The sequence below is a fragment of the Teredinibacter purpureus genome (assembly GCF_014217335.1).
Taxonomy (GTDB): domain Bacteria; phylum Pseudomonadota; class Gammaproteobacteria; order Pseudomonadales; family Cellvibrionaceae; genus Teredinibacter; species Teredinibacter purpureus.
In genome coordinates this window covers 4,456,712-4,468,782 of the sequence record NZ_CP060092.1, presented here as the reverse complement: position 1 = coordinate 4,468,782, position 12,071 = coordinate 4,456,712, and the positions used below count along the sequence as shown (strand labels likewise).

12 protein-coding genes and 5 tRNA genes are annotated in these 12,071 nt (G+C 49.0%); 15 read left to right on the top strand and 2 right to left on the bottom strand.

Features of this window, described 5'->3' with window-relative positions; genetic code table 11:
- Positions 1-2 precede the first annotated feature (2 nt).
- Positions 3-1,733 (bottom strand): proline--tRNA ligase, encoded by a 1,731-nt coding sequence (locus tag H5647_RS19955; protein ID WP_045860767.1) that lies wholly within the window; start codon positions 1,731-1,733, stop codon positions 3-5.
- Positions 1,734-1,881: 148 nt separating this feature from the next.
- Between H5647_RS19955 and H5647_RS19950 the strand changes: the two genes are divergently transcribed.
- The gene (locus tag H5647_RS19950) at positions 1,882-2,346 is read left to right on the top strand and encodes an HIT domain-containing protein (RefSeq protein ID WP_045860766.1); all 465 of its coding nucleotides are present in this window, start codon (positions 1,882-1,884) and stop codon (positions 2,344-2,346) included.
- Between the two features lie 76 nt (positions 2,347-2,422).
- Here the strand turns inward: H5647_RS19950 and H5647_RS19945 are convergent, their stop codons facing one another.
- On the bottom strand, positions 2,423-2,833 hold the full coding sequence (locus H5647_RS19945) for an HU family DNA-binding protein (protein ID WP_045860765.1): 411 nt from the start codon (positions 2,831-2,833) through the stop codon (positions 2,423-2,425).
- 459 nt (positions 2,834-3,292) lie between these two features.
- On the opposite strand from H5647_RS19945, the gene H5647_RS19940 reads away from it, so the two are divergent.
- From H5647_RS19940 to nusG, 14 genes are all read left to right on the top strand, one after another.
- A complete protein-coding gene (locus H5647_RS19940; protein WP_045860764.1) occupies positions 3,293-3,562 on the top strand; it encodes an FmdB family zinc ribbon protein in 270 nt (89 codons plus the stop codon).
- 82 nt (positions 3,563-3,644) lie between these two features.
- Positions 3,645-5,444 (top strand): aspartate--tRNA ligase, encoded by a 1,800-nt coding sequence (gene aspS, locus H5647_RS19935; RefSeq protein ID WP_045860763.1) that lies wholly within the window; start codon positions 3,645-3,647, stop codon positions 5,442-5,444.
- A 17-nt stretch (positions 5,445-5,461) separates the two neighbouring features.
- On the top strand, positions 5,462-6,199 hold the full coding sequence (locus H5647_RS19930) for a YebC/PmpR family DNA-binding transcriptional regulator (protein WP_045860762.1): 738 nt from the start codon (positions 5,462-5,464) through the stop codon (positions 6,197-6,199).
- Between the two features lie 178 nt (positions 6,200-6,377).
- Entirely contained in the window at positions 6,378-7,544 is a 1,167-nt protein-coding gene (alr, locus tag H5647_RS19925) for an alanine racemase (RefSeq protein ID WP_045860761.1), read from the top strand.
- The gene (locus H5647_RS19920) at positions 7,545-8,549 is read left to right on the top strand and encodes a biotin--[acetyl-CoA-carboxylase] ligase (protein ID WP_236074986.1); all 1,005 of its coding nucleotides are present in this window, start codon (positions 7,545-7,547) and stop codon (positions 8,547-8,549) included.
- Between the two features lie 21 nt (positions 8,550-8,570).
- Positions 8,571-9,329 carry a type III pantothenate kinase gene (locus H5647_RS19915; RefSeq protein ID WP_052692230.1) on the top strand — a complete coding sequence of 253 codons (759 nt, stop codon included), beginning with the start codon at positions 8,571-8,573 and terminating at the stop codon, positions 9,327-9,329.
- A 34-nt stretch (positions 9,330-9,363) separates the two neighbouring features.
- A complete protein-coding gene (locus H5647_RS19910) occupies positions 9,364-10,071 on the top strand; it encodes an SPOR domain-containing protein (protein WP_045860759.1) in 708 nt (235 codons plus the stop codon).
- Positions 10,072-10,140: 69 nt separating this feature from the next.
- Positions 10,141-10,216, top strand: a tRNA-Thr gene (locus tag H5647_RS19905).
- 12 nt (positions 10,217-10,228) lie between these two features.
- Positions 10,229-10,312: transfer RNA gene (locus tag H5647_RS19900), tRNA-Tyr, on the top strand.
- Positions 10,313-10,532: 220 nt separating this feature from the next.
- A tRNA-Gly gene (locus H5647_RS19895) sits at positions 10,533-10,606 on the top strand.
- A 51-nt stretch (positions 10,607-10,657) separates the two neighbouring features.
- A tRNA-Thr gene (locus tag H5647_RS19890) sits at positions 10,658-10,733 on the top strand.
- Between the two features lie 84 nt (positions 10,734-10,817).
- Positions 10,818-10,893: transfer RNA gene (locus H5647_RS19885), tRNA-Trp, on the top strand.
- 88 nt (positions 10,894-10,981) lie between these two features.
- Complete coding sequence (gene secE / locus H5647_RS19880) at positions 10,982-11,356, top strand: preprotein translocase subunit SecE (RefSeq protein WP_045860757.1); 375 nt, start codon at positions 10,982-10,984, stop codon at positions 11,354-11,356.
- A gap of 12 nt (positions 11,357-11,368) precedes the next feature.
- The gene (gene nusG / locus H5647_RS19875) at positions 11,369-11,902 is read left to right on the top strand and encodes a transcription termination/antitermination protein NusG (RefSeq protein WP_045860756.1); all 534 of its coding nucleotides are present in this window, start codon (positions 11,369-11,371) and stop codon (positions 11,900-11,902) included.
- Positions 11,903-12,071: the final 169 nt, after the last annotated feature.

Genomic DNA, 12,071 nt, shown 5'->3' with positions numbered 1-12,071 from the left:
CGTTATTGTGTAATTGTGCTGTGTAAAAAGTCGACAATACCGTCACAGGGTATTTGTTGGTTGTCTGTGTCACGTCGGCCTTTATATTCTATGTTGCCTTCTTTGAGCCCGCGATCACCAATAACGATACGGTGCGGAATACCGATAAGTTCCACGTCGGCAAGCATTCCGCCTAGTCTAGCTTTGTTTTCGTCCATGAGTAATACGTCGTAGCCAAGTGCTTTTAGTTCGCCGTAAAGTTGTTCACATTTTTCAGCAACCTGTTCGGATTTATGAATATTGATCGGCACAATTGCTAAGTGAAACGGCGCGATACTGTCTGGCCAAATAATACCGTTTTCGTCGTAATTTTGTTCTATTGCCGAGGCTACAATACGCGAAACGCCAATCCCATAGCAGCCCATAATCATTGTGGTGTCTTTGCCGTTTTCATCTAGAACGGTGGCTTTCATCGCTTTCGAGTATTTGGTGCCGAGCTGGAATATGTGCCCGACCTCTATGCCGCGCTTGATATCTAAAGTGCCTTTCCCACATGGGCTAGGGTCGCCGACGACGACATTGCGAATGTCTTCAGTGCGGGAGTATGTGGCTTGTTCGCTTTGCCAGTTTGCATCGAGCAGGTGGAAACCTGTTTTGTTTGCACCGCATACAAAATTAACGGCAGTCGCTGCGGAGCGATCAGCAATAACGGTGATGTCTAATCCTATTGGGCCAAGCGATCCGACTTCTGCGCCGAGTTCGCTCTTGATTCGCTCTTCAGGCGCGAAGGTTAAGGGTTCGGCTACTTCAGGAAGCTTGCAGGCCTTAATGTCATTCAGGGCATGATCACCCCTAAGAACAAGTGCCACCAAAGGTTGGGTGCCGTCGTCTTTCTCAGCGCCTAATACTATGAGTGTTTTGAGCGTCTGGCGGGGTTCAGTTTTCAAAAAGTGTGCGACATCTTCAATCGATTTTTGATCAGGGGTAGCAATCTCTTTCATTTCCGTGGCAAGAACGGTGTTACTGGGGCTTGGCGCTACGGCTTCTGCGAGCTCAACATTGGCCGCGTAATCACTGTCAGAGCTAAAGGCAATATCATCTTCACCACTGTCGGCGAGCACGTGAAATTCATGAGAGCCTGAACCGCCGATAGAGCCAGTGTCGGCAAGTACGGGGCGGTATTCCAGCCCAATACGATCAAAAATATTGCAGTAGGTTTGATGCATAATATCGTAGGTGCTTTGCAGAGAGTCTTGCGAGGCGTGGAAAGAATAGGCGTCTTTCATTATGAATTCACGGGAACGCATTACGCCAAAGCGAGGGCGAACTTCATCGCGAAATTTGGTTTGAATTTGATAGAAGTTCGCGGGTAATTGTTTGTAACTTTTTAATTCATCACGGATAAGCGATGTAATGACTTCTTCGTGTGTAGGGCCAAGGCAGAATGCACGTTTATGGCGGTCGTTAATACGCAGTAATTCGGGTCCATATTGCTGCCATCGGCCAGATTCTTCCCAAAGTTCTGCCGGTTGAACAACCGGCATTAGCACTTCTTGCGCGCCCGCGTTATCCATTTCGTTACGAACAATGGCTTCTACTTTGCGCAGTACACGCAGCCCTACGGGCAGCCAGTTGTAGAGCCCAGATGCCATTTTGCGAATCATGCCCGCGCGCAGCATTAATTGATGGCTGATAACCTCTGCATCGGCAGGTGTTTCTTTTTTTGTAGCAATAAGGTACTGACTGGCGCGCATGTGAATCCTTAAACGGTAATGTTGGGAAAGCGTTATAATTGTAAGGGTTTTGGGGCTCAATGCCGGAGCCTAACAGATATAGAGTATTTTAAGGTGCGGAGGAGGCTGCAACAAGCCTCGTAAGCCCTGTCATTAACAAGGAATCATTATGTTTGAGCTTCATTCGCAACTTTTACAGGATACCGTGCCGTTGGGACAGTTTAAATTGTCTCTGGTGTTATTGCATAAAGATGCAAACTACCCGTGGTGTGTGCTTGTGCCTAGGCGCGCGGGTATTCGAGAGATACATCATTTGAGTGAGGATGATCAGCAGCAGCTTATTCGGGAATCGAGTCATTTGTCGGAGGTGATGACCTCACTTTTTGCTCCTTTTACAATGAATATTGCGGCGCTGGGTAATATTGTGCCGCAGTTACATGTTCATCATGTTGCTAGGTTTGAAGGCGATGCTGCATGGCCGGCGTCTATTTGGGGGGCAAAACCGCCCGCGGCGTATGAATCTGACGCGCTCGAAAAGAGAGTTGCTAGGCTACAGGCGTCTCTTGTTGGAGAGGGCTTTGAGTCCGACGCGAACCAAGATGATGGCTTGAGTGGCCAAGGTTATACGCCTTAACCGTTAAACGATGGCTATAACATCAAAAAAGCCCGCGTTAGCGGGCTTTTTTGATGTTGCTACTTACAGAAATCGCTTATTCGGCCATTTCTTTTAACTTCTTCAGGGGGCGCAATTTAACTTGGATGCTTGCAGGCTTGGCTGCAAAGGTTGTTTCTTCGCCGGTGAAGGGGTTAATACCTTTGCGCGCTTTGCGGGCAGGCTTTTTCACGGTCACGATCTTAAACAGGCCTGGCATAACAAATTCGCCGCAAGCGCGTTTTTTAACATGGCCTTCAATAATGTCGGTCAATTGCTCCAAAACAGCGGCAACATCCTTTTTGGGGAGTTCGGTGTTTTCGGAAATTTGGTTGAGGATCTGTGTTTTAGAGTAACGCTCTTTCACGGCTGTGATTTTTTTAGCGGGGGCTGCGGCCTTGGCTGGTGCTTTTTTAGCGGGAGCTTTTTTGGCTGCGGGTTTCTTTGCTGCTGCTTTACGTGCTGCCATAGGTAAACCTCATGTTTTATTGTGTTTTAGTGAAAAAGTATTTGCGGTCCTTGCAACAAGGGTAAGTGCCGAAAAGGCTCAGAGTTGCTTAGTCGGTTGCGTGTATGGCGCCGCGCTTGAGGTATATATAGTTTATTCGACCCACTGCGGCAACAAAAAACTACTATATATAAGTACTTTTTTACTGTTTTGGCTGTTTTTGAATCAGACTGAACAATGATGGCACACTAAAACTCATGAGGGGTTTTTAGGCGCTTTTGAAAAGCGGTGAGGCGAACTTGGTGGTGTTGTAGGGTTTTAAAGGCCGAAATTAAGAGGCGTAAGCGGCTTCTTGCGCTGGTCGTGTCTTCATCAAAGTGCGGTGCTAGGGTATAATAGCCCGCTTTTTTGCGAGGATTGGGGGTTTTGTTATGGCCTGGTTAGTTCTTGGGTATGGGGTAGAGTGCGGAGTGAATATTGATGCCTATATACGAATATCGTTGTGAAAGCTGTGGCCATGAGCTGGAAGCTTTGCAGAAAATGAGCGATTCACCTTTGGTGGGTTGCCCTGAGTGTAGTGCTCAGCAGTTGATTAAAAAGGTTTCTGCTGCGGCTTTTCGGTTGAAGGGCAGCGGTTGGTATGAGACTGACTTTAAGTCGGGGAAAAAGAAAAATCTTGCGGGTAGCGATAAAGAGCCGTCAAAGACAGCGGCTAAAAAAGCAGATAAGCCCTCATCAAAGAGCGCTTGATAGTCGCATTGTAGGTACTTTCAGGTCAGCGGCGCTTAGCGCGGTTACCTATACAAATTAAAATATACGGGAATACAGAATCATGCGCAGTGTATATTGTGGCGTACTAAACGCTTCAAATATTGATGAAGAGGTCACGTTGTGTGGCTGGGTAGATCGTCGTCGTGATCACGGTGGGGTTATTTTTGTCGACCTTCGAGATCGAGAAGGCATTGTGCAGGTGGTGTTTGATCCAGACGCGGAAGATAATTTCGCGCTAGCCGACAAGGTACGGCCGGAGTTTGTGTTACGGGTAACGGGAAAGGTTCGTGCGCGTTCCGGCACTACCGTTAATAGTAATATGGCCACAGGTGAGGTCGAGGTGTATGGCACGGCGTTAGAGATTTTAAATAGCTCTGAGACGCCGCCCTTTCAACTAGACTCCCATATCACCGTTGGCGAAGACGTACGTTTGAAGTATCGGTATTTGGATTTGCGTCGTAAAGAGATGCAGAAAAACCTGTATTTTCGTTCGAAAGTTACCAATGCTATCCGTAATTATTTGGATGATAACGGGTTTCTTGATATTGAGACGCCTATTCTCACTCGGGCAACCCCCGAAGGGGCGCGTGACTATTTAGTGCCATCTCGAACGCACGATGGAAAGTTTTTTGCTTTGCCACAGTCCCCACAGCTTTTTAAACAGCTGCTCATGGTGTCGGGTTTTGACCGTTACTATCAAATCGCTAAATGTTTTCGTGATGAAGATTTGCGGGCCGATCGGCAGCCTGAATTTACTCAGATAGATATCGAAACGTCGTTTATGAGCGAAGAAGATATTATGTCCGTGACAGAGGGGATGATTCGTAAGCTCTTTAACGAGCTGCAGGGCGTCGATTTGGGGGATTTTCCTCGGATGCCTTATGCTGAAGCGATGGAGCGTTTTGGTTCGGATAAGCCCGACATGCGTATTCCTTTGGAGTTGATCGAAATTAAGGATCTGATGAAGGATGTAGAGTTTAAAGTGTTCTCTGCACCGGCGAATGACCCTAAAGGCCGTGTAACGGCTATGCGAGTGCCTAAAGGCGGTGAAATTCCTCGTAAGCGAATTGATGCCTATACCAAGTTTGTATCTATCTACGGTGCGAAAGGTTTGGCTTATATTAAAGTCAACGATAAGGGTGATTTAGAGAATGGTTTGCAGTCGCCCATTGTTAAGTTCTTACCCTCAGAGGTCTGTAAAGCGATTATTGAGCGTGTAGGCGCTGAAAACGGCGACCTTATTTTCTTTGGCGCAGACAATTGTAAAGTTGTTACTGAGGCGTTAGGCGCACTGCGCTGTAAGTTGGGTGAAGACCTTGATCTTTATACCTGCGAGTGGGCACCATTGTGGGTTGTTGATTTTCCGATGTTTGAAGAAATCGACAATGGTGGTTTGACTGCTCTCCACCATCCTTTTACTGCTCCATCTTGTTCGCCTGAAGAGTTGGCCGCTAATCCTGCCGTTGCGTTGTCGTGCGCCTACGATATGGTGTTGAATGGTTGCGAGCTGGGTGGTGGCTCCGTTCGTATTCATGATCAATCTATGCAGCAAACGGTATTTGAAATTCTGGGTATTGGTGAAGAGGAGCAGCGTGAAAAATTTGGCTTCTTGTTAGATGCACTAAAATATGGTGCGCCGCCCCATGGTGGGCTAGCGTTTGGACTTGATCGTTTGATTATGCTTATGACGGGTTCGGAATCTATTCGTGACGTAATCGCATTCCCTAAAACGCAATCAGCCGCCTGTGTCATGACTGATGCTCCTGGTGCCGTAGATAATACCCAGTTAAAAGATCTTCATATTCGGTTGCGGGCGAAGCCTCAGTCGGAAAAAGTTGATAGTGCAGGCTCGGAAGAGTAAGCAAAAGGCGTTAGATTATGGCAGGCCACAGCAAGTGGGCAAACACTAAGCATCGGAAAGCGGCGCAAGACTCGAAGCGAGCGAAGGTTTTTACAAAAATTATTCGCGAGTTAACGGTTGCGGCAAAAGCCGGTGGAAACCCAGACGACAACCCTAAGCTTCGCGCTACTATCGATAAAGCGCTGGGCGCGAACATGAAGCGGGATACCATTGAGAAAGCGGTAGCTCGTGGAGCGGGGGGAGCGGACGGTGAAAACTACGACGAAATCACTTATGAAGGTTATGGTGTTGGTGGCGTTGCGGTCTTAGTTGAATGTTTGACTGATAATCGAAATCGTACTGTTTCGGAGGTGCGCCACGCGTTTAGTAAGCGTGGCGGTAATCTCGGTACAGACGGTTCCGTGGCTTATTTGTTTGTACGTAAAGGGCAGATAAGCTTTGCTCCAGGAGCGGACGAAGACGCAATTATGGCTGTTGCGTTGGAGGCGGGTGCCGAAGATGTTGAGTCAAACGATGATGGTTCGGTAGATGTAACAACGGCGTTCGAAGATTACTTGAGCGTAAAAGAGGCAATGGTTATTGCGGGTTTGGAACCCGCGAATGCTGAGGTTGCAATGATTGCCGCGACTCAGGTTCCCCTTGATACGCAGGATGATGCTGATAAGACATTGGCGTTAATCGATATGCTGGAAGATTTGGATGATGTTCAGGCTGTATTTACCAATGCCGATATTCCCGAGCAATTTTTTGGTTAAAGGTTAGATGGTCGTGTGTTGTTAAGTTGTTTAAGCTCGGCTTTTTCTGAGTCGAGCGTTTCTTTTTTAATTTCCTTGTCTTGTTTGCCCCTCAATCACTCTCTTTGCGTGTTCCCATGCGGTATGATCCGTTAAAACTCTTTTACTTTTTCCTTGGAATTGAACTCAAACTACGCCCATGCCTTTTTCTGCTGACCTTGTCGTTAATCTAAATGCTATTGCCCACAACTGGTTGTTAATGCAGGCAAAGCTCGACCGTAACGTGGATTGCGGGGCGGTGGTAAAAGCTAATGCTTATGGCCTTGGAATGACGTCTGTTGTGAGGGCGTTGGCTAAGGTGGGGTGCCGTCGCTTCTATGTGGCAAACTTGCAGGAGGCGCTAGTGTTGCGAGAGCACCTAAATATTTTGGTGCAGGAGTTTAGTTTGTTGCCTGGGGCGTGTGAAATAGTCGTGTTATCAGGTTGCGCGCGCGGTGAAGAGTTAGCTTTTATAGAGCATCGGTTGGTGCCTGTTCTTATTAGTGAAGAGATGTTGGGTCGCTGGTTGGGGGTTCTTCGCCGAGCCGGCGTAAGGGCTGGCTCTGCAGGCTCCGTGTTGAAGGTCGATACGGGTATGGGGCGGTTAGGCCTAGAGCCTGAAGAGTTTAAGCGTTTGTTGGCCGATAAGGGAGCCTTGCTGGATTCTGGGGTGTCTATGCTGATGAGCCACTTGGCATGTGCCGATGATGAGCGTAGTGAGCATAATGAGTTGCAGTTGGGCGCCTTTCGGGAGTGCTATGAGCAGTTAAAGTATGTGCTGCCTGCGTGCGGTGCAAGCCTTGCGAATTCTGCTGGAGTGTTGTTGGGCCGCCGTTATCACTTTGATGGCGTTCGCCCTGGCGTGGCGTTGTATGGCGGCAACCCGCAGCCGATCAAAGACAATATGCTAAAGCCGTCGGTCAGTTTGGCGTTACCGGTTATACAGCTAAGATCTTTGCCGGAAGGCGGTTGCGTGGGTTACGGTGCGACGGCTAGGTTTGATCGGGCAGCGCGCTTGGCGATTGTTGCTGGCGGTTATGCCGATGGTTTATTTCGGTCTTTGTCGAATCGTGGTGAGTGCTGGGTTCCTTCGGGGGGGCGAAGTGCTGGAGAAGGGTGGCGTGTGCCTATTGTGGGGAGGGTGTCGATGGATACAACGATTGTCGATATCTCTTCTGTGCCTGAGGGTGCGGTGTGTGTTGGTGATAGGCTGGAGTTTATCGGTGAGCATATTACGTTGGATGAAATCGCTATCAAGGCGGGCACGATTAGTTATGAGGTTTTAACGTCGCTCGGTTCGCGTTACCAAAGAGGGTATACCGGGTGATTGATTGGGTGTGTACGCATGAATGAAAAACAACTGCTTTTGGTGCGGTGTCTGGCCGATGGAGAATATCATTCGGGAGAGCTGCTTGGTCAAATCGCTGGAGTGAGTCGTGCGGCGGTTTGGAAACAGTTGCAGTCGTTACAGTTGCTCGGTATTGAGGTGGTTAGCCAAAAAGGGCGAGGCTATGTGATAAAGGGAGGGCTTGCCCTTTTAAGTTCGGCGGCGCTCCAGTCGGCTCTGGATGAATCTGCACAGCAGATGGTGTCGAAATTGACGATATTACAACAGACCGATTCAACCAATCAGGCAGTGCTTAACGCGGTGCCGCAAGGTGCAGGTCATGGTCTTGTTGTGTTGGCCGAGCAGCAAACGGCGGGCCGGGGTCGCCGGGGTCGTGTCTGGGCCAGCCCTTATGGGGCGAATATCTACCTGTCGGTGGGGTGGCGCTTCAGTTTGGGTGCTGCAGCTCTTGAGGGGTTGAGTCTCGCGGTGGGCGTTGCAGTTGCGCATGCATTAAAGGTGTTGGGTTATCCTCAGTCACAGCTTAAGTGGCCCAATGATGTGTTGGTCGACGGTAAAAAACTGGGCGGAATCTTGTTAGAAATGACCGGCGATGCGAGCGGAGAGTGCTATGTTGTTGTTGGTATTGGGTTGAATGTCCGTATGCCGGTGCTGGCCGGAGAAGATATTGGTCAGCCTTGGGTTGATCTGGCTTCTTTGTCCTGCTCTGAGGGCGGGCGAGATAGAAGTCTCATCGCTGCAGAAATTTTGAATCAACTGTTGCCACTTTTGGCAGGATATGAGCGGATGGGGTTTTCGCCTTATAGGTATCAGTGGGAGCAGCTGAGCGCTCACCAAGGGCAGGAGGTTGTACTGGTGACGCCGTCAGAGCAGATAAAAGGTGTGCAGCTGGGGGTGACTGATGCGGGGGGGGTGCGTTTGCAGTTGGCGGTGGGTGAGCGCGTGTTTTTGGGTGGAGAGATTAGTCTAAAAGCTGGCTCTTGATGGTAAAAGATAGAGGTACCTGTGTTTTTGCTTGTTGATGCCGGAAATAGTCGTATTAAGTGGTGTGTTTGGCATGAGGGGGCTCAGCGTAGTGGCGTCGTTCAGATTTCTGAGGATGTTTTTACTGCTGGCGCTTGGGCCTTGCAGTTAGGCGAAGAGCTTGTCTCGTCGGTTGGCGCTATCTATGTTTCTTCTGTTCGGGGGGATGCGTTTCGGCTTAGCTTTGATGCGTTTTGTCTGGATTTGTTTAACGTCTTGCCTATTTACGCTTCAGTAGACAGCGATAATTATGGTGTGCGCGTAGGGTATAGTGATCCATCCTTGTTGGGGGTAGACCGTTGGTTGGCGATGCTGGCAGCCTATCGGGGTTCGGCTGAGGGGGTTGTTGTTATTGATGCGGGCACGGCAATAACGGTTGATTATGTTGATTCGTGCGGTGACCATCTAGGTGGTTTGATTGTGCCGGGGGTGCAAGCCATGGCGTCGTCGTTACTTATCAATACCCGTGAAATTTCTATTGAGTCGTTAACTCTGCCGCAGATTTGGGGGCCGGGTTGCGATACTTTGTCATGCGTTGAGCAGGGTGTTGCTGCGAGCCTAAAGGGTTTGATGGCTGAGGTTGTAGCTTGTGCGCACCGTATTTCGCCTCCAGGTTCGACTGCTACAATTTATTTGACCGGAGGTGACGCTAGTATTTTAAAGTCTTGGTTGCCGAGTGGGGTGGTGGTTGAGCCGCTACTGGTTTTTCATGGGTTGCTGTTGAGCCAAAAGTTGGGTTAGGCCAGCTTTATTTTATAGGGTATTAACTAGTTCGATGCGATGGATTTTTTTAACGCTTCTTTTTTGCAATATCTTGGCTGCGCTCTGGGGGTTAGTGTTTAAACCTTTCAGTCCCGCTGTGGAGAGTTTTGCGCCGCGACCGTTTCAATATGGTGCTGCTGACGATTTGGTGCTGCTGCTCGACGACCGTTCAGCCGTTGTGAGAGCTGATGGCGAGGTGCCCATGCCGATCGTTGGAGCGGAGGACACTTCCAATAAAGATGGTCGGCCGCTGTGTGAAATAGTGGGGCCGTTTGAGGGGAGGGCACTTGCAGAGAGTTTTGTGGAGCGGCTGCTGGCTATAGATATTAGGGGTTCGATTAAGGAGCTTGAGCTCCCCGCGGGATCGCGATACCAAGTATTTTTGCCGCCGGAACCTTCTTTGAGGGATGCGTTGCGCAAACTTGGCGAGCTTCAGGCTAAGAGGGTTGATAGCTATGTTATCCCCAAAGGAGAGTTTGAAAATGGTATTTCCCTCGGAATGTTTAGCCGTGAGGCGCTCGCAAACAAGCAATTGGTAGAGATGCGAGCCATTGGTTTGTCTCCTGAGATGAATGTTATCGAACGCACCTATTGGGAGATCTGGGTGATGCTAGCACCCGGAGATGGTGGAAAAATGAGCGAAATTGCATGGTCTAGGGTCATGGATGGAATAAATCACCTTCAGAAACGACAAAATTTCTGTTTAGATGTTGCTTCGTAGGACAACATTCACTAGAATCCCGCCTCCACATTAAGGCAGCAGCCAAAAGCTTCTTAGTGTGGTTAGAGAGCTGGTGTAGCTCAGTTGGTAGAGCAGCTGACTTGTAATCAGCCGGTCGGGGGTTCAACTCCTCTCACCAGCTCCATTTTTATTTTTGGCAGGGGTTCCCGAGTGGCCAAAGGGATCAGACTGTAAATCTGACGCGCAAGCTTCGGTGGTTCGAATCCACCCCCCTGCACCATTTATTAAAATCCGAAAGGTAGCCGAACGTATCACTGGATGTTTTGTGAGTTTGGCGCCTCGCATAGCGAGGCAGTTGTCGGCGCTGTGTCGACAGCCCGAAAAGCAGTCGCTTGTCGGCAGAGAGGTGCGAAAAGTGTGTTTGGCAGTGTTTCAGCTAAACGAGCTAAGTATTTTGGTGTTGCTCTCTCCAGCGATGTAGGTGGTTTGCAAAGCAATACGCGGGCGTAGTTTAGTGGTAGAACCTCAGCCTTCCAAGCTGATGATGCGGGTTCGATTCCCGCCGCCCGCTCCAAAAAAAGCGTAAGCGTTAAAGTGCCCTCTGAGGGTGGTAAGACGAGTTAAAGCTCATATAGCTCAGATGGTAGAGCACACCCTTGGTAAGGGTGAGGTCACCGGTTCAATTCCGGTTATGAGCTCCACATTTCGGTATGCATGAGCCAATTATTGTGTTGGTTTAGTAAGGTTGGTGCGCTGCCAGCTTTTTGTATCGCGCGATGTTACACAGGCCAGTAGTTCAATTGGTAGAGCGTCGGTCTCCAAAACCGAAAGTTGGGGGTTCGAGTCCCTCCTGGCCTGCCATTTTATAAAAATCAGAAAAGCGACCAAGGATTGGGTTTTTGCGCGTACCGCTGGATGCAGGTACTTCAACTGGTAAATCGAGAAATTTATGAGCGCTACTAAAGTCGAAGAAACAGAATTTCGTTTGGATGGTCTTAAGTGGTTGGTGGTGGCTGCCCTTGTTTTGGGTGGGGCTGTTGCTAACTCTTACTACGCAAGTGATTTTGTTTTGCTTTATCGCGTATTGGTGTTGCTTGTTGTTGGGTTTGCTGCGGCTTATGTTGCAGTCAATACGGCGAAGGGTAACGCTTTCTGGGATTTGCTAAAAGCAGCTCAGGTAGAAGTTCGGAAGGTTGTATGGCCTTCTCGTCAAGAAACGACTCAGACAACCCTAATAGTTTCAGGTGTTGTGGTGGTAGCGGCTATTATTCTTTGGGCCTTAGATGCTGGCTTAGGGTTCTTAGCGTCAAAGATTATAGTATAGAGGTCGTTCACTATGGCTAAACGATGGTATGTCGTTCACGCTTACTCAGGGTATGAGAAAAAAGTTGCCGCTACGTTAAAAGAGCGTATCGAGCTAAATGGCATGCAAGAAAGCTTTGGTGATGTATTGGTTCCAACCGAAGAAGTCGTTGAAATGCGCGGCGGGCAGAAACGTCGGTCCGAGCGAAAGTTTTTTCCTGGGTACGTCCTTGTCCAGATGGACTTGAATGATGAAGCGTGGCACCTTGTTAAAGAAACACCACGCGTTATGGGTTTTATTGGTGGGACGGCTGATCAGCCGGCGCCAATTACCGATAAAGAAGCTGATTTAATACTTCAGCGAATGGATGACTCTGCTGATAAGCCTAAACCCAAGACTCTGTTCGAGCCCGGTGAGATGGTTCGTGTAATCGATGGTCCTTTCAACGATTTCAATGGGGTTGTGGAAGAGGTGAATTACGAAAAGAGTCGTTTGCAGGTGGCTGTGTTGATTTTTGGTCGTTCCACGCCGGTAGAGCTGGAATTTGGTCAGGTAGAAAAAGCCTAGTCTACGCATTAGCGTCTAAGCTAAGGTTGGGTATTGTAGCGTTGAGCTGCGAATAAAATATTTTAGTGCTCTCTCCCGTATTGGCGGGGGAGGGCTTTTCGCGTCTTGCTAAACTGCTTTTTGGGTTGAGGCAAGGCAGGGGAGCCTATGAAAAGCAGTTGCCACTGTT